At 56.3% G+C, this 18,325-nt stretch carries 13 protein-coding genes; 7 read left to right on the top strand and 6 right to left on the bottom strand.

Annotated elements, in window-relative coordinates; translation table 11 throughout:
- Window positions 1-39 precede the first annotated feature (39 nt).
- The gene (locus J3364_RS18700) at window positions 40-1,770 is read right to left on the bottom strand and encodes a proline--tRNA ligase (protein ID WP_349559695.1); all 1,731 of its coding nucleotides are present in this window, start codon (window positions 1,768-1,770) and stop codon (window positions 40-42) included.
- 199 nt (window positions 1,771-1,969) lie between these two features.
- Between J3364_RS18700 and J3364_RS18695 the strand changes: the two genes are divergently transcribed.
- The 3 genes from J3364_RS18695 (at window position 1,970) to J3364_RS18685 (ending at window position 3,641) form a co-directional block, all read left to right on the top strand.
- Entirely contained in the window at window positions 1,970-2,380 is a 411-nt protein-coding gene (locus J3364_RS18695; RefSeq protein WP_123634867.1) for a PaaI family thioesterase, read from the top strand.
- Between the two features lie 61 nt (window positions 2,381-2,441).
- Window positions 2,442-3,065 (top strand): TetR/AcrR family transcriptional regulator, encoded by a 624-nt coding sequence (locus J3364_RS18690; RefSeq protein WP_349559694.1) that lies wholly within the window; start codon window positions 2,442-2,444, stop codon window positions 3,063-3,065.
- A 27-nt stretch (window positions 3,066-3,092) separates the two neighbouring features.
- Window positions 3,093-3,641: a lipocalin family protein gene (locus J3364_RS18685; protein ID WP_502882531.1), complete on the top strand. Its 549-nt coding sequence runs from the start codon at window positions 3,093-3,095 to the stop codon at window positions 3,639-3,641.
- 4 nt (window positions 3,642-3,645) lie between these two features.
- On the opposite strand, the gene J3364_RS18680 is transcribed toward J3364_RS18685, so the two are convergent.
- Window positions 3,646-4,134, bottom strand: coding sequence for an Lrp/AsnC family transcriptional regulator (locus J3364_RS18680; protein WP_203141180.1), 489 nt, complete (start codon window positions 4,132-4,134; stop codon window positions 3,646-3,648).
- A gap of 280 nt (window positions 4,135-4,414) precedes the next feature.
- On the opposite strand from J3364_RS18680, the gene leuA reads away from it, so the two are divergent.
- Entirely contained in the window at window positions 4,415-6,088 is a 1,674-nt protein-coding gene (gene leuA / locus J3364_RS18675) for a 2-isopropylmalate synthase (RefSeq protein WP_349559692.1), read from the top strand.
- Window positions 6,089-6,183: 95 nt separating this feature from the next.
- Here the strand turns inward: leuA and J3364_RS18670 are convergent, their stop codons facing one another.
- The 3 genes from J3364_RS18670 to xseA all read right to left on the bottom strand — a co-directional run bounded on the left by J3364_RS18670 (window position 6,184) and on the right by xseA (window position 10,125).
- Window positions 6,184-6,393, bottom strand: a complete 210-nt coding sequence (locus J3364_RS18670) for a cold-shock protein (RefSeq protein ID WP_123634872.1) — start codon at window positions 6,391-6,393, stop codon at window positions 6,184-6,186.
- 354 nt (window positions 6,394-6,747) lie between these two features.
- Window positions 6,748-8,622, bottom strand: a complete 1,875-nt coding sequence (locus tag J3364_RS18665; RefSeq protein ID WP_349559691.1) for a propionyl-CoA synthetase — start codon at window positions 8,620-8,622, stop codon at window positions 6,748-6,750.
- 132 nt (window positions 8,623-8,754) lie between these two features.
- Window positions 8,755-10,125 (bottom strand): exodeoxyribonuclease VII large subunit, encoded by a 1,371-nt coding sequence (xseA, locus tag J3364_RS18660; protein ID WP_349559690.1) that lies wholly within the window; start codon window positions 10,123-10,125, stop codon window positions 8,755-8,757.
- Window positions 10,126-10,449: 324 nt separating this feature from the next.
- Here xseA and guaB point away from each other — a divergent pair, with 324 nt between their 5' ends.
- From guaB to J3364_RS18645, 3 genes are all read left to right on the top strand, one after another.
- Window positions 10,450-11,913, top strand: coding sequence for an IMP dehydrogenase (gene guaB, locus J3364_RS18655; RefSeq protein WP_203141177.1), 1,464 nt, complete (start codon window positions 10,450-10,452; stop codon window positions 11,911-11,913).
- A gap of 100 nt (window positions 11,914-12,013) precedes the next feature.
- The gene (gene guaA / locus J3364_RS18650) at window positions 12,014-13,591 is read left to right on the top strand and encodes a glutamine-hydrolyzing GMP synthase (protein WP_349559689.1); all 1,578 of its coding nucleotides are present in this window, start codon (window positions 12,014-12,016) and stop codon (window positions 13,589-13,591) included.
- Window positions 13,592-13,899: 308 nt separating this feature from the next.
- Window positions 13,900-15,087 (top strand): tyrosine-type recombinase/integrase, encoded by a 1,188-nt coding sequence (locus tag J3364_RS18645; RefSeq protein WP_349559688.1) that lies wholly within the window; start codon window positions 13,900-13,902, stop codon window positions 15,085-15,087.
- Window positions 15,088-15,234: 147 nt separating this feature from the next.
- Here the strand turns inward: J3364_RS18645 and J3364_RS18640 are convergent, their stop codons facing one another.
- Window positions 15,235-18,270, bottom strand: a complete 3,036-nt coding sequence (locus J3364_RS18640) for a DEAD/DEAH box helicase (protein ID WP_349559765.1) — start codon at window positions 18,268-18,270, stop codon at window positions 15,235-15,237.
- Window positions 18,271-18,325 lie beyond the last annotated feature (55 nt).

Raw genomic sequence — 18,325 nt, 5'->3', positions numbered from 1 at the left:
ACTGGCTGCGATGGCAATGCGCCACCGCAGCCAACCGAATCAGGCCTGGCGGCCTGTGGCTTTCAATACGAAGGGCAGGGCGTCCGCAGCCGGGATGTCCTGGCGGTCTGCATCGCTGCGGCCCTTGTATTCCAGGGTGCCGGCCTGCAGGCCGCGATCGGAAATCACGACCCGGTGGGGAATGCCCACCAGCTCCATATCCGCGAATTTCACGCCCGGGCGCTCGTTGCGGTCGTCCAGCAGCACGTCTAGCCCGGCCTGACGCAGCTGGTCGTACAGCTTTTCAGCCGCTTCCAAGACTGCCGGTGACTTGTGCGCGTTCAGTGTGACAACCGCCACTTCAAATGGCGCAATGGCCATCGGCCAGATGATGCCTTTTTCGTCGTGGTTCTGTTCGATCGCCGCCGCGACGATCCGCGATACGCCAATGCCGTAGCACCCCATTTCCAGGATGGCAGACTTGCCGTTCTCGTCCAGTACGGTAGCGTTCATGGCCTGGCTGTACTTGTTGCCCAGCTTGAAGATGTGGCCCACTTCGATGCCGCGCTTGATTTCCAGGTGGCCGTCGCCGGTCGGGCTGGGGTCGCCCTCGACGATGTTGCGAATGTCCTCAACGCGGCCCAGCGCCACGTCTCGATCCCAGTTCACGCCGGTCAGGTGGACGTCGTCCTTGTTGGCGCCGCAGACAAAGTCCGCCAGATGAGCCGCGCTGCGGTCCACGATCAGCGGGATGGGCAGGTTGACCGGCCCGATGGAACCGATACCACAGCCCACGGTGGCTTTGATCTCGTCTTCTGAGGCAAAGGTCAGCGGCTCGGCTACATCCGGCAGGTTCTCGGCCTTGATTTCATTAAGCTCGTGATCGCCGCGCAGGATCAGGGCCACCAGGTTCTGGTTACCGTCCTCATCCTCTGCGCCTTTTACGATCAGGGTCTTGATCGTGCGGTTGGCATCGATGCTGAGGAAGTTGGCGAGGTCGGCGATGGTGTGCTGATCGGGGGTATCCACCTCGGCCATGGTGTCACCGGGAGCGGGACGCTCACCAGTAGGCGCGACGGCTTCCGCCTTTTCGATGTTGGCGGCGTACTGGCCGCCGGTGCTGAAGGCGATGTCGTCTTCACCGGACGCGGCCAGCACGTGAAATTCGTGTGAGGAGCTGCCGCCGATCGCGCCGGAGTCCGCTTCCACAGCGCGGTAGTCCAGGCCCAGGCGGTCAAAGATGTTGCAGTAGGTCCGGTGCATGACCTGGTAGGTCTCGTCCAGACCGGCCTGGTTGAGGTCGAAGGAATAGGCGTCCTTCATGATGAACTCACGGGCGCGCATCACACCGAAACGCGGGCGGCGTTCGTCGCGGAATTTGGTCTGGATCTGATAGAAGTTGGCCGGCAGATCCTTGTAGCTCTTGAGCTCGTTACGGACCATGTCGGTGATGACTTCTTCGTGGGTTGGGCCAAAGCAGAAGTCACGGCCGTGACGGTCGTTCAGGCGTAGCAATTCGCCACCGTACTGCTGCCAGCGACCCGATTCCTGCCAGAGCTCCGCCGGTTGGACGGCTGGCATCAGGACTTCCTGGGCGCCGCTCCTGTCCATCTCTTCGCGAACGATCCGTTCCACCTTGCGCAGAACCCGCAGGCCCATGGGCAGCCAGGTGTAGAGGCCGGCCGCCAGTTTACGGATCATGCCGGCACGAAGCATGAGCTGGTGACTGATGACTTCCGCGTCAGCGGGGGTTTCTTTCAGTGTGGCAATCAGATAACGGCTTGCGCGCATCTCGGGAGTCCGTGCTTCTGTTGTGGTTGATGAGGGCAGGTCAGTCGGCTCGCGCATCGTTCGTGCGGACAATGAACCGCCGGCCCGGTAAAGTATTCCTTTGATTCAATCAGCCCGCTATTGTACGGAGCCATTGTGGTCACGTACAGGTAGAGCCGGCGGCCCGGCCGTATTCCAATAAAAAGGACAGGAGCAGTCTATGACCCTCAGTGCCAGCGAAGTGGAGGTGTTGATCCGCGAAGGCGTCCCGATGGCGGGGGATATCGGCTTCCGCGTCGATGAAGTGCGCAACGGGTTTGCGCGGACCCGCGTTCCCTTTGCCGAGAATTTCGTGCGGCCGGGTGGGACGTTATCCGGTCCTGTGCAGATGGCGCTGGCCGATGCCACCATGTACGCCGCCATCCTGGCCTCTTTAGGCAAGGTGGAAATGGCGGTAACGAGTAACCTGAACATCAATTTCCTGCAGAAGCCCGCCCCCGCCGACCTGGTGGCTGAGGCTGTTGTCCTGCGGATGGGGCGCCGCCTGGCGTTCTGCGAAGTCCGCCTGCTGTCCGGCGAGGAAGAACGACTGGTTGCCCATGTGACCGGCAGTTACGCGCTGCCCGCCTGAGGCCCATTGCGGCCTTGGCCGACGCGTAGCTGCCGGCGGACCACGAGGTAAGCCGGAAAACATGATCGATACACACAGCGTGTCCCCGCGTCGCAGGCCTTTGCAGGCCCGCAGCCGGGAACGCGTGGAGACCATTCTCAAGCACGCCACCCTGACCATTCACGATAGTGGCGTCGACGGCACCAGCATGTCGGCGATTGCCCGAAGTGCCGGTATGTCGCTGGCGTCTCTCTACCGGTATTTCCCGAACAAATCCGCGATCGTGAAAGCCATCGCCGAGCGGCATGTGGAGCGACTGGAGCGGTTGCTCCGGGAGCGTCTGGCCAGCTGCGGGCCGGAGACCGTGGTCGAGACCCTGCTGGATGTCTACTACCTGTTTTATCGCGACGAACCGGCCTACAAGGCGATCTGGGCCGGCGTCGAGGCTATGCCGGAATTGCAGGAGCTCGATCTACAGGAGTTGCACGCCAATGCTTCCGATCTTGAGGCCTACCTGTCCGCCAACTGCCCGCAACTGTCGGACTCTCGGCGCTGGGCGGCCAGCGTGATGCTGCCGCGAGCTTGCGGCAGTCTTCTCCGGCTGGCGGTAACGGTGCCCGAGCCGGACGCCGAAAAGCTGCTGTGTGAACTGAAACGCATGGTGCGGGCGTATCTGAATGAGCTAATGATGACTGACCGTGGATAAGGACGTGTGATGGTGTGGATGCCCCGTTTGATTCGACCCTCCCTGTTGGGCCTTTTGAACCTGCTGATACTGGCCGGCTGTACCGGGGTTCCGGAAAAGGTGACGCCGGTTTCGGGTTTTGAGCCCAACCGATACCTGGGCACCTGGTATGAAATCGCCCGACTGCCCCATCCGTTTGAGGAGGGGTTGAGCTATGTCCAGGCGACCTATTCCCAGAACGACGACGGTTCGATTGCCGTGCTCAACGAAGGCTTCAATGCGGATAGTGGCGAATGGGAGCAGGCCGAGGGCGTTGCGAAGTTTGTGGAGACGCCCGATGTCGGTCACCTCAAGGTGTCGTTTTTCGGCCCGTTCTATGCCAGCTATGTGGTGATGGCGCTGGATAAGGACGACTACCAGTATTCCCTGGTGACCGGACCGGACAAGGATTACCTCTGGATTCTCTCCCGCAGCCCCGAGCTGGATGGTCAGGTGCGTGACCGCCTGGTGGAACAGGCCCGGGAGGCCGGGTATCCCGTGAAGGATCTGATCTGGGTCAATCAGTCCGGCCAGCCGCCGGTCCCGCGGCCGGAATAGTCGGCTACAGGTAACCCAGGGGCAGGGCGGTGCTGTCGATCACCCGGCGCAGCACGAAGCTGGAGTGCACACCGCTGACCCCCTGGATCCGTGTAATCTTGTTCAGCAGGAACTCATGGTAGTGGTCCATATCCGGCACCACGACCTTGATCATGTAGTCGGCGTCCTGCCCGGTGATCAGGTAGCACTCCTGGACTTCCGGATATTCTCCCACCTGCCGCTCGAACGCCTCGAACCGCTCCGGGGTGTGCCGGTCCATGCCGATCAGGATAATGGCCGTCAGCGCCAGGCCCAGCTTCTTGTGATCCAGGATCGTCACCCGGCGGACAATGATGCCGGCATCCTCCAGGGCCTTTACCCGCCGGGAGCAGGGCGAGGGGGACAACCCCACCCGTTCGGACAGTTCCTGGTTGCTCAGCTCGCCATGGCGTTGCAATTCCTCAAGGATTTTTCGGTCAATACGATCGAGCTTTACGAGTTTTTCGTTATTCACGGCAGGTTTCGCTATTAATCATCAAAATATTGGCGGAATCTTTCAATCATGGCCGAGATGAGCGAAAATTAGCAAGCACATTGCGCTTTATTTTTCTTATCCTGTTTACGTTGTCTGCGTTCCCGACCGCTTACCGGCCGTCACCCGGAAGCAGGCAGCCGGCATCAATCCGATGCCCGTCCCGGCCAAAAGCCAACGGACACAGGAAAGGATGCCCGTCAGCCTGATGCAGGCGGGCCACATCATTCTCGTTATTACTTGAACTCAGCAAGGAATCGTCATGGGATTCGATCATCGCAAATACGTTGCCTTCCAGCCGGTCCAAAAGACCGATCGCCGCTGGCCCGACCAGGTTATCCAACACGCGCCGACCTGGTGTGCCGTTGACCTGCGGGACGGCAATCAGGCGCTAGTGAAACCGATGACCGTGGCGCAGAAGCAGCGCCTGTTTGACTTGCTGGTCAAGCTTGGATTCAAGGAAATCGAGATCGGCTTTCCGGCCGCGAGCCAGCCGGATTTCGATTTCTGCCGCAAACTGATTGAAGAGGACCGGGTGCCGGACGACGTGCATATCCAGGTTCTCACCCAGGCCCGCCCGGAGCTGATCGCCCGGACCTATGAGGCGCTTGAAGGCGCCAGGAACGCGATCGTCCACGTGTACAACTCCACCTCGACCGTGCAGCGGGAGAAGGTGTTCCGGATGGATCGTGAGGGCATCAAGGAAATTGCCGTCAACGGCGCGCGTATCGTGAAGTCTTACGCGGAGAAGCAGCCGGGCACCAACTGGACGTTCCAGTATTCTCCGGAAAGCTTCACCGGCACGGAGCTGGATTTTGCCGCCGAAGTGATCGATGCGGTCAACGAGGTCTGGCGCCCCGATCAGGGCCAACCGGTCATCATCAACCTGCCGGCCACCGTGGAAATGGCGACGCCGAACGTGTTTGCCGACCAGATCGAGTGGATCTGCGACAAGGTGAAGTACCGCGAACATTTTCAGATCAGCGTCCACACCCATAATGACCGGGGTTGTGCGGTTGCGGCGGCAGAACTGGCCGTCATGGCCGGCGCCGATCGCGTCGAGGGCACGCTGATGGGCAACGGCGAGCGCACGGGCAACATGGATCTGGTCACCATGGCCATGAACCTGTACTCGCAGGGCATCGACCCGACGCTCGATTTGTCCGGCATGGCGGAGATCACCGATGTGGTGGAAGCCTGCACCGAGATTCCGACGCATCCGCGTCACCCGTACGCGGGCGAGCTGGTGTTCACCGCCTTCTCCGGCAGCCACCAGGATGCGATCCGCAAGTGCCTGTCCACCTATAAGGAAGGCGACAAGTGGGAGATTGCCTACTTGCCGATCGACCCGCGAGACCTGGGTCGTCGCTACGAGGAAGTGGTGCGCATCAATAGCCAGTCCGGCAAGGGTGGCGTGGCCTACGTGCTGGAGCGTGACTACAACATCGCCATGCCGCGCTGGCTGCAGATCGAGTTCAGTAAGGTGGTGCAGCAGGCTGCCGAAACGGAAGGTGGGGAAGTGGATTCCGACACCATCCACCGCCTGTTCGAGGAAAAATACCTCGCGGTTCGCCCCGATTGGCGTCTGCGGACCTACGACCTGCATCGCACCGATGATGGCGTCACCGCCACCGTTGAATTTGGTGAGCAGCGTCTTTCCGGCGAAGGCCTGGGCGCTGTGGAAGCGGTCGCCGCGGCGGTTGAACAACGGTTCGACGTGAGTCTCGCGGTCGAAGCCTACGAGGAATTCGCGCTGGGTGAAGGCACCAATGCCAACGCCATGGCCTGCATCCGCATCCAGGTGAACGGCGAGCCGCACAGCTCAGCGGCGCTGGCTGAAGACACTACATCGGCAACCCTTCAGGCGCTGCTGTCTGCAGTGGCCCATCATGTGGAGGCGAGCCAGACCTCAACCTCGGGCACCGCCACGGCGTAACGACCGCAGGCCAGGAACGAAAAAAGCCGACACTGAGTGTCGGCTTTTTTGTTGGCGGGCCATGCCACGGAGGTGGCCTACCGGTTTTCAAGTCATCAGAGCGGAGTCACGTTTTCCGCCTGCGGTCCTTTCGGGCCCTGAGTCACGGTGAACTGAACCTGTTGTCCTTCGGCCAGAGTGCGGAAGCCGTTTGCGTTGATAGCGCTGTAGTGGACGAATACGTCACTGCCGCCTTCCTGAGCGATAAAGCCAAAGCCCTTAGCTTCGTTGAACCACTTCACGTGGCCCGTTTTCGTATCTGACATGAATCTATCCTGTCTATTCCTGAGGGTAAACCCTTAACGGGAGGCTTCTCCGGGGAGAAAGCCGGAATGCTGAGAACTACAGAGAGTACCGAGGAAGGGACCAACGCAAAGCGACTCAAGCCGACCGTGGTAACGCTTTCACTGAATACCGCTGTCTTTCCACAGCAAAAATTAGTATAGACCGTCTTCTGGACCCGTCAAAGAAAATCTTTGGCACTGGAAACAGGAAGTTGGAGAACATTGAGGGGCTGGAATCGGTCGCTGGAATGCGCCAATTTGGAGCGCTGGATGATCAGGCAATAACCAGTCGACGCCTCATTCAGCGCCGACCGGTTGTTCAGGGACTGTACAGCCTCAGGATCGAAAGCGGCTTTCGATGTCCTCGAGGATCGTCGGGTCGTCGATCGTCGAGGGGACTTTGTACTCCTCGCCGTCGGCAATATGTCGCAAGACCCGGCGCAGAATCTTGCCGGAGCGGGTCTTGGGCAGTCGATCCACAATCATGGCGCGACGGAAGCAGGCCACGGCCCCGATGCGTTCGCGCACCATGTCGACCAGTTCGTCCTCGAGTTCATCGTGCTCGATGGTCGCGCCATCCTTGAGCAGCACCAGTCCGATCGGCAATTGCCCCTTGAGTTCATCGTGCACGCCGATGACGCAGCATTCGGCAACCGCCGGGTGAGAGGCCACCACTTCTTCCATTTCGCCGGTCGACAGCCGATGTCCGGCCACGTTTATGACGTCATCGGTGCGGCCCATAATAAAGACGTAGCCGTCTTCATCAATGTAGCCGCCGTCTCCGGTGGTGTAATAGCCGGGCAAAGGCGACAGGTAAGTGTCGACATAGCGTTGCTGGTCACCCCAGATGCCGCTCAGGCAACCCGGAGGCAGCGGCAGTCGTATGGCGACCTGACCCTGGTCGCCCGGCCGCACAGGCTGGCCGGCAAAGTCGAGGATCTGGACGTCGTAGCCCGGCGAGGGCACCGTGGCCGAGCCCGGTTTGGGCGGCATGGCCTCCAGCCCCACCGGGTTGCAGCAAATCGCCCAGCCGGTTTCGGTTTGCCACCAGTGGTCCAGGATCGGTAGGCCGGTCTTTTCCCGCAACCATTCATAGGTGGGCGGATCGAGCCGTTCCCCGGCCAGGAGAATGCGGCGCAGTGATGAAATGTCGTATTTCGCCAGGTGGTCGGCTTCGGGGTCTTCCTTGCGCACCGCCCGGAAAGCGGTCGGCGCGGTGAACACGACATTGACGCCGTGATCGGCGCAGACCCGCCAGAACGCGCCGGCATCCGGCGTTTTGACCGGCTTGCCCTCATACAGGATGGTGGTACAGCCCGTGATCAGCGGGGCGTAGACAATATAGCTGTGCCCGACAACCCAGCCCACGTCGGACGCGGCCCAGAACACATCGCCGGGTTCCGCGCCATACACCAGCGACATGCTGTAGCGCATGGCCACGGCATGGCCGCCGTTATCCCGCACCACGCCCTTGGGTTTGCCGGTGGTGCCGGAGGTGTACAGCACATAGAGCGGATCGGTCGCCTTGACCGGCACCGGAGCGGCCGGTTGGGCATTGGCTTCCAGTTCAGCCCAGTCGAAATCCCGACCTTCGATCATGCGGGCGTCCGCCTGGGGGCGCGCGTAGACGATGCAGCCCTCCGGCTTGTGTTCGGCCTGATCGATGGCGGCGTCCACCAGCGGTTTATAGGGAATGACTTTCTGCAGTTCGATGCCGCAGGAGGCCGTGAGAATCAGTTTGGGTGTGGCGTCATCGATACGCACCGCCAGTTCGCGGGCGGCGAATCCCCCAAAGACAACGGAGTGAACGGCACCCAGGCGCGCGCAGGCGAGCATCGCGATCACGGCCTCCGGGATCATCGGCATGTAGATGATGACCCGGTCTCCCTTGGCCACCCCTCGCTCGGCCAGGGCGCCGGCGAAGCGGGCGACACGCTGCGTCAGTTCACTGTAGGTAAAAGACTGCTGTTGGCCGGTGACCGGGGAATCGTAGATCAGTGCCTTCTGATCACCCCGACCATTGCGGACATGCGCATCGAGGGCAAGATCGCAGGTGTTGAGCTCACCGTCCTCATACCAGGTGTAGGTGTACTCGTCGTGGCGTGTGAGGATCTTTTCGGGAGGCTTGAGCCACTCGATCAGCTCCGCTTTTTCTCTCCAGAAGTCATCGGGTGCATCGATTGATTTCCGGAATTCGTCGCGGTAACCCATGGAACCACCTCGCGTTGTTATCGGCATTGTGAAGGAGGATTTACCTTCACTTTAGGTGGTTAAATCTTGGTCGCTACTAGACGATTGGCTAAGGTTTCGCCCGGCCGTCGGAAAAGCGTCCGGGCGCCGGAGTCAGCTGTTTTCCGGAGGCTCGTCCTCCGGATAGACCGCGGTAACCAGCGCTTCCACATGGCCCTGGCCGAGACGGGCGGTGATGCTGTCGCCGGCGTAGAGATCGGACGCCCGGCGAACCACTGGCTTTTCGGCTGTGCCCACGATCGCGTAACCCCGGTCAAGCGTGGCTAGCGGGCTGACCAGTTGCAGGGCCTGACCGGCGTGGGCCAGGCGTTCCCGCTGCTCGCCCAGGCGCCACTGCAGGGCGCGCTGAAGGCGTTCACCTAACTGGGATGTGCGTTCCAGGCGCTCATTGAGCAGGCGCTGCGGGCTCTGGGCGGACAGGCGCTGCTGGTTCTGTTGCAACTGCTGCTCAATGCGGGACAGGCGCTGACGCATGGTCGACAGCAGCCGGATCTCCTGTTCGTCCAGGCGTTGCTGGTAGGCCTGTAACTCCCGGCGCGGATCCCGAAGCCGCTGTCCCAGGTGTCCCAGTTGCTGGCTCATGTTGCGCAGGATGCGACGGATCACGCTGTCCAGGCGATGCAGTTGCTGGTCCAGGGTGCGTAACCAGGCGGTTTGATCCGGGGCCAGGTGTTCAGCGGCAGCGGACGGGGTGGGCGCGCGGAAGTCGGCGACGAAATCGGCGATGCTGAAATCCACCTCGTGGCCGACGGCGCTGACGGTTGGCAGGCTGCATTCGGCAATGGCGCGGGCGACTTTTTCTTCATTGAACGGCCAGAGATCTTCCAGGGAGCCACCGCCGCGACCAATGATCAGTACATCGGCGACGCCGTGCCGCTCGGCCTTCTGGATGGCGTCCACGATCTCGTCGGCCGCGCCGGCGCCCTGGACGGACGTCGGGTAGAGAGTGACCGGAATGCCCGGGCAGCGCCGTTTCAGCACCGTCAGAATGTCATGGACGGCAGCCCCGGTCGGTGATGTCACGATACCGATATGCCGTGGCACGGTGGGTAACGGCTTCTTGCGCTCCGTCTCGAACAGCCCCTCCGCCTGCAGCTTCTTCTTCAGCGCTTCAAAAGCCTGTTGTAGGGCACCCAGCCCGGCCGGCTCCAGGCTTTCGACGATAATCTGATAGTCCCCGCGGGCTTCGTAAAGCGTCACCTTGCCGCGAATCAGGATCTGATCGCCTTCCTTCGGCGTCTTGCTGACCCGCTGGTTGTTGCCCCGGAACATGGCGCAGCGGATCTGGCTCTTGGCGTCTTTCAGCGTGAAATACCAATGGCCGGAAGAGGGGCGCGAAAACGAAGACAGTTCGCCTTCAACCCAGACCTGGAGAAAGGAAACTTCCAGCAAATGGCGCACTTGATGGTTGAGTTCACTGACCGAAAGCGCGCGCGGCCGGGACGTGTTGGCTGTTATATCCATAATTTGTAGGGGTTTTCCGAAGATCGGAACATTTAAAAAAGGCGAAATTTCAAAAAGATAAACAAATACGGGGCATGAATTCAGGTTTACTGTCCATTCACACCCTCATATAATAGATCGATTAAAGGGAGCGATGATAAACGCGCTTCGGCAACTCCTCCAGCGTCGCCTCGTGAGAAGAGCTGCTGAAGCGTTTGTTTTATCTGATATCCCTGATTTCTGCCGGTCCTGGCGCGCGCTGTATGGATTGCAAGAGTATCCAGTGCCGGGGTTGTCAGGGGCAGGCCTCCCGGAAATTTAGCACGTTAAATTAAGGCGGGTCCCATGCTGCGTATTGCCGAAGAAGCCCTCACGTTTGATGACGTCCTCCTCGTTCCTGGTTATTCCGAAGTCCTGCCCAAGGATGTCAGCCTCGAAACGCAGCTGACGAAGGGCATATCCCTGAACATCCCTCTCGTGTCTGCCGCCATGGATACCGTCACCGGTTCCGAACTGGCCATCGCCATGGCCCAGGAAGGCGGTATCGGCATCATTCACAAGAACATGACCGTTGAGCAGCAGGCCGCTGCGGTTCGCAAGGTCAAGAAATACGAAAGCGGTGTCGTGAAAGATCCGATCACCGTGACGCCGGAGACCACCGTTCGCGAACTGCTCGATATCACCGCGGCCAACAACATTTCCGGTCTGCCGGTGGTGGATGGCCGCGACCTGGTGGGCATCGTGACCGGTCGCGACATTCGCTTCGAGAGCCGCCTGGATACCCGCGTCTCCGACATCATGACGCCGAAGGAAAAGCTGGTCACCGCGCCGGAAGGCGCCAGCCTGGACGAAGTGAAGAACCTGCTGCACCGCAACCGCATCGAAAAGGTGCTGGTGGTCAATGACGAATTCCAGCTCAAGGGGCTGATCACGGTCAAGGACATCCAGAAGGCCAAGGATTATCCACTGGCTTGCAAGGATGATCAGGGTCGCCTGCGTGTTGGTGCCGCCGTCGGCACCGGTGGCGACACTGAAGCCCGCATCGCTGCCCTCGCAGAAGCCGGCGTTGATGTCATCGTGATCGACACCGCCCATGGCCATTCCCGCGGCGTGATCGAGCGGGTGCGTTGGACCAAGCAGAACTACCCGGACGTCCAGGTGATTGGCGGCAACATCGCCACCGCCGACGCCGCTATTGCCTTGGCAGACGCCGGCGCGGACGCGGTCAAGGTCGGTATCGGCCCCGGTTCTATCTGTACCACGCGTATCGTCGCCGGTATCGGTGTTCCGCAAATTACGGCGGTCTCCAACGTTGCTGCTGCCCTGAAAGAGCGCGGTGTGCCGCTGATCGCCGACGGCGGTGTTCGCTTCTCCGGCGACCTGGCCAAGGCCCTGGCCGCCGGCGCCTACAGCGTTATGGTCGGCAGCTTGCTGGCGGGCACTGATGAAGCGCCGGGCGAAGTGGAACTGTTCCAGGGCCGGAGCTACAAGGCCTATCGCGGTATGGGTTCCCTGGGTGCCATGGGTCAGGGCTCCAGCGACCGTTACTTCCAGGACGCCAGCGAAGGCGTCGAGAAACTGGTGCCGGAAGGTATCGAAGGTCGCGTGGCCTGCAAGGGTCCGATGCGTGCCATCGTCCATCAGCTGATGGGCGGCGTTCGCGCCTCCATGGGCTACACCGGCTGCGCCAACATGGATGACATGCGGACGAAGCCTGAATTCTCCCGCATCACCAACGCCGGCATGCGCGAGAGCCACGTTCACGACGTGACCATCACCAAGGAAGCGCCGAACTACCGCGTGGGTTGATCGACCGCGCTTTCGGTTGTTTTAACGAGGTCTTGAGACCGGTTCCGGGGTGCGGGATATTGTCCTGTACCCCGTTCGTTTTTTCTGAATTGAGGATTTCATGGTTCAAAATATTCATGACCACCGCATTCTGATCCTGGATTTTGGTTCCCAGTACACCCAGCTGATTGCCCGCCGTGTCCGTGAGATCGGTGTCTACTGTGAAATCCGCCCGTTCGACATCACGCTGGAAGAGCTGGACGAGTTTCGTCCCAAGGGCATCGTCCTGGCCGGTGGCCCCGAATCGGTGACCGAACTGGGTGGTCCCCGGGCTCCGGAGGGCCTGTTTGATCGTGATCTGCCGATCCTGGGCATCTGCTACGGCATGCAGACCATGGCCGAGCAGCTGGGTGGCCGTGTGGCCAGTTCCGAGAAGCGGGAATTCGGCTACGCGCAGGTGAAAGTCCGCGCCGAAGGTCCGCTCCTGAAGGGCATTACCGACCACCTGACCGAGCAGGGCGAGTCGCTGCTCGACGTCTGGATGAGTCACGGGGACAAGGTCGTGGCCATGCCGGAAGGCTTCGAGCTGCTGGCATCCACCGAGAGCGCGCCGATCGCGGCCATGCAGAACGTGGATCGCAACCTCTATGGCGTGCAGTTCCACCCGGAAGTGACCCACACGCTGCAGGGCAAGCGCATCCTGGAGCACTTCGTACTGAACATCTGTGGCTGCGAGGCGTTGTGGACGCCGGCTCAGATCGTTGAGGATGCGGTTCGCCAGATCCAGGAGCAAGTGGGCTCCGAGAAAGTGCTACTGGGTCTGTCCGGCGGTGTGGACTCCTCCGTTACTGCGGCACTGCTGCACAAGGCGATCGGCGACCAGCTGACCTGTGTGTTCGTCGATAACGGTCTGCTGCGCCTGCATGAAGGCGATCAGGTGATGGACATGTTTTCGCGCAACATGGGCGTGAAGGTGATCCGTTCCGACTCCGAAGACCTGTTCCTCTCCAAGCTCAAGGGAGTCACTGATCCCGAGCAGAAGCGCAAGGTCATCGGCAACACTTTCATCGATGTCTTCGACGACGAGGCCGCCCGCATCAAGGACGTCAACTGGCTGGCGCAGGGCACTATTTATCCGGATGTCATCGAGTCCGCTGCATCGAAAACCGGCAAGGCACATGTCATCAAGTCGCACCACAACGTGGGTGGCCTGCCGGAGACCATGAAGCTCAAACTGGTGGAGCCGCTGCGGGAGCTGTTCAAGGATGAGGTTCGTCGGATCGGTCTGGAGCTGGGGCTGCCATACGACATGCTCTACCGTCATCCGTTCCCGGGACCGGGTCTGGGCGTTCGTATCCTCGGTGAGGTCAAAAAAGAGTACGCGGAAATCCTGCGCCGTGCCGACGCCATCTTCCTGGAAGAGCTGCATCGCGCCGATCTCTACCATAAGGTGAGTCAGGCGTTCGCGGTCTTCCTGCCGGTCAAGTCGGTGGGCGTCGTGGGTGATCAGCGCCGTTACGAATATGTCATCGCCGTTCGCGCCGTTGAGACCGTGGACTTCATGACGGCACGCTGGGCGCGCCTCCCGTACGAAGTGCTGGAAACCGTCTCCAACCGCATCATCAACGAGATCTCAGGGGTGTCCCGTGTGACGTACGACATCTCCTCGAAGCCGCCCGCCACCATTGAGTGGGAATGATCACACGTTAGGCACTAGCTGGTACTAACTGGCATTAAATGACACTTAAGCCCATGTTTACATGGGCTTTTTTGTTTTTGTGTCTGGCAGTATTTGGCAACTGATAGCAGCGGGAAGCACCGCTTGAGCGTGGTATCCAAGGTGGTATTATCGAGACATGATGCCATGAGTGATAGCCGATACCATGCTGCTTGATCCTGTGTGTTCATGGTATCAAAATTATTTAACCTACTGTTTTTATTGATCTTATGGCCTGATTTTTGGGTGATCTTTCAGCATGGTATCGGAATCGAAGAAGGATAAGACTCTTGCTGACCGATACCAAGCTGCGCAACCTCAAGCCGAGGGATAAACTCTACAAGGTGAATGACCGGGATGGCCTCTATGTGGCTGTCACCCCTGCCGGTTCCATCTCATTCCGTTACAACTACTCGATCCATGGCAGGCAAGAGACAATCACCTTTGGCCGCTATGGCGTTGGGGGTATCACTCTGGCAGAAGCCCGTGAGCGGCTAGGAGAGGCCAAACGGATGGTCGCAGATGGGAAGTCGCCAGCTAAGGAGAAGGCCCGTGACAAGGCGCGCGTGAAAGGGGCTGAAACCTTTGGTGCCTGGGCGGAAAAGTGGTTACGTGGCTACCAGATGGCCGACTCTACCCGTGATATGCGCCGCTCAGTTTATGCGAGAGAGCTGGAAACGAAATTCGGCAATCAGAAGCTGACAGAAATCACCCACGAAGATTTGCGGGCGCTAACCGACGCCATTGTGGAGCGAGGCGCGCCTGCTACGGCGGTTCATGCGCGCGAGATTGTACTCCAGGTATACCGCTGGGCCACTGAGCGAGGCCAGAAGGTTGAGAATCCGGCAGACCTGGTTAGGCCAGCAAGCATTGCCAGGTTTGAGCCGCGAGATCGAACCCTAACGCCCGAAGAAATCAAGATTATGTACCAGTACATGGGGCGTATTGGTACATCGCCATCGATTCGGGCAGCGGTTAAGCTGCTGTTGTTGACGATGGTGCGTAAAAGCGAGCTGACGAATGCCACCTGGAGTGAGATCAACTTCAGCGAAGCGCTCTGGACGATCCCCAAAGAACGGATGAAGCGGCGAAACCCTCACCTGGTGTTTCTATCCAGGCAGGCCATGGACATCCTCATCGCTTTGAAGACGTTCTCTGGTGGATCGGAGTATGTTCTGCCGTCGCGTTACGATTCTGACGTACCCATGAGCAGTGCCACGCTGAACCGGGTGATGACGATGACTTACAAGCTGGCCCAGAAGGAAGGGCAGCCCCTTGCCAAATTTGGACCCCATGACCTGAGGCGCACAGCCAGTACCTTGCTCCATGAAGCTGGCTACAACACCGACTGGATAGAGAAATGTCTAGCGCATGAGCAAAAAGGCGTGAGGGCAATCTATAACAAAGCCGAATATCGTGATCAGCGTACAGCGATGTTGCAGGACTGGGCTGATATGATTGATGAATGGACAGCTTAAAAGGTTATAGGCTGTAAGCCCAATCTTTTTAAAGTTACTGCTTAAAACAACCCGTTTAATGTATTTTTCTAGGAAAGATACTTGCCTTTAGAAATGTCGAGACAGAAGAGATAATTCTGACTCGACATTTGAAAATTAGAATTGAATTTATGGAGAAACAAATATCTTTAGCTCCACATCATTGATGTGCGCTGTTGATATCCAGCTATTAATTAATTGGTAAGCTTGTAATGTCTCACTGGCCGCATTTTGACCAAGCCATAGCTGATCTTTGAAGTGCCCTACAGAAAAGCTATTTGCGGAAACAATCCATACTTCCTTGCGAACTGCTGTTGAGCGGCGTCTCTGGGAAACTACGTCCCAGACTTCGTTCAGCTTTTGCTGCCTATCTTGAGGATTACTGGCGGTATAGGGTTGTCCGTTAATCAACCTGATCCTCTCATGCATCAATTGCTCAGCCCCCGCTGTGGGCCAAGCTGAAAGTAGTAAGTTCCAGTTTCCTGGTTTTAGCAATTCGTTCCCACTTACCAACATTTCCATGTTTTTGATTGCTTGAGATCCTACCTCAGCAAGTGCACCAGCTGAAGAGTATGGCCTTACAGAACTGTTGCCACACTTTATGTGTACATATACAAGTTTGCTCTTAGATGACAAAATAAAATCGGCAGGCTCAGTACCCATATCAGTGTTTATAACTAGATCGGCATTGGGTATATATGGGGAAAACGGTCCTAAGTCTGCCCGTGTTGGATTATCCATTCCATTGGCTTTAATCTTGTCTAATAGGTAGAAGATTGATTCTGTGCTGAAGTTCTGATTTGCAACCTGATATACTCCATCCCTATAACCTTTTTCATCTAGGTTTTCCCCTAGTAATTCGGGAAGCCCAATGACCACGCTTGCTAGATTTGATTCATCAAAATTGAAAGAGTGTTCGACGGGAAGTTTTGTTTGATAGAATTTATCTTGGGAATACCCAATTCCATTTTCCAATAAAGCTTTGTGGAGATGTTCAGTTAGAAAGTCAACAATATTCTCGTTTTGAACGTCATGTTTATGTATAGAATAAAAAATTGGCTGGTCAGGGTTCATGTCTAGGTATGGCTCTTCATTACGAAGCTCGATTACTATTCGACTCTCCTCAACTCCAGGTAGTAGCAGAAATCCGTTTTCATAATTCCTGTGTAAGAAATCATTGTCTATGGTATGACTTGAACCATCGATTGAGATTGTTATTGGTGATTCGAACTCGCTGAAATCAAATATCACGCTTTCGACATTTATGTTAGTGTCTATGCTAACTGGCTTTGCATAAGAGTCTATGAGGGGGTTGTTAACTAGTAAGTCTCCAGCAAGGACAGTGTTCATTGTTTCTAACCAGTCATTTAATTCATGTAGGCTGAATGAGTTTTCTTTTTGGTCTGATATGCGCCCTGAGTCTACCCCTACGTAATAACTACCAGATTTTGTTTGCATTCTGTCATAAGTATCTAATCTTGCAGTAGAAATTCTGTATGAGGAGTTAGCTTGTTGATCTGCCATTTGATCCAAGTTCTGCCCCTTAATCGCTATGCTATCAGGGCGTCTCCTTGCTGAACTAACAGACTTGCTGCTGGCCTCTTTAGTAGTTGAGGATTCACCAAGAGATAGAATTTTAAATAAATTCTCTTGTGGTACGGCAGAGCCAAGTTTTAATTCTTTGTCTCTGCTAAGGCGTCGTCCCCTGCTATCGTAAATTGCGACGATATTGTTAGATAGTTCTTTGATAATAGTTATTTCTAAGGAGGGCTCGAAAAAGAAATGCTCTTTCAAGAATTTAGAACGGTTGAAAGCTATGGAGGCAATAATATAAATACCAATCTGTGTGTTAAATTGCTTAGCAAGCTCTCCGTTATTATTGCATCGCCAATATAATATGTCTGATAGAAGCTCTACACTAAACCCCTCAGTTGTGTTTAAAAAACAAACAGATGCTGTTGGTATATTTAGTGAGGCCTCTGGATCAAATTCGTTAAGGTCAAATTTCCTCAAAAAGCGGTTGCCATAATAACTTGAATCAGGAAAAGCCTCCAGATAAAGCTCTATTAACTTGTTTGCATCTAAGGAGAGGATGAATTTTTTAACAGCGCTATCACTATTGAGAGATGCATCAAATAAGCGATAGTTCTGCCACATTTGATGATTTGAATTGCTGTTTATCTCTATCACTTTGGGTTCGATTTCAGCAAATATTCTAACGACACGGCCAATTGTTTGTACGAGCTCTCTACCACTATTAACATTGTAAGTGAGGATTAATAGCTTTGCTTGGGGTATGTCAACGCCCTCATCAAGTTTTCGTTGATGAATGATGACTTCATATTGAGAGTTTTTTAAGTTGGCAGGCACGGTTGACTTAACATTACTTCGAGGATCTTTCTTAAGTTGATCGTGTATGGCCAGTACATTAAAGTCGCTGTTTAATCGATCGTAATAACTTTCAATTTCACTTATGTTTTTGCATTTTATGATGCATTTTGTATTAGGGTTTTCAGTTAAGAATGAGCGAATGGAAGTGCTTAAGCTTTGAGGCTCAATAGATTCAAATTGAGGTTCTTTAAGCACGTTATCCGAAAGTGCTTTTTCAAAGGTGTAGATATAGCTGAAGTCTGCTGAAACATCAAATTGAAATAGATCGTTGCGATACGGAGTTGCTGTGATGACAATTTTATGAGCATCCATTCCCCTTACGATAGTACGCCAAACGGGAGAGGGTTCAGAGTGACCTTCATCAATAATAATAAGGTCAATTTCTTTCTTTAGTTCTCCTAGTTCTATAGAGTTGAATTTTTGAAGCTTCTGAAATGTTGATACATAAATACCATTATTTGATAAATCGTCGACATCATCAAAGACACGCTTTAATGGAATACTTGAACCGTCAGCACGTTCGTCAAAAAACTTACCATTTATCTCTGAATACAATTGATCACAAACGGCCCTTCGGTGACAGAGTACAAGGACCTTTTTTTGAGAGGCTTTATGGCTGATGACGCTAATTACACCAGATTTTCCAGCGCCTGTAGGTAAACTGACTAAACAAGCCTTAGCAGTTTCAGTTAGCGGTTTTCTTAAGTAGTCGCCCCTGCAAAAGTAAAAACCTGAACAAAGGCAATGAGTTGGCCTGACTTCGGGGTATAATATCCATCATAAATCTCCCCGTTTCGTCCAAAAACCGGAAGAAAGCCCCATGATCCCA

The sequence above is a fragment of the Marinobacter sp. NFXS9 genome, assembly GCF_040148665.1.
GTDB classification, from domain to species: domain Bacteria; phylum Pseudomonadota; class Gammaproteobacteria; order Pseudomonadales; family Oleiphilaceae; genus Marinobacter_A; species Marinobacter_A mangrovi.
The sequence above is the reverse complement of the archived record's forward strand: the minus strand, read 5'-3'. Positions and strand labels throughout refer to the sequence as shown.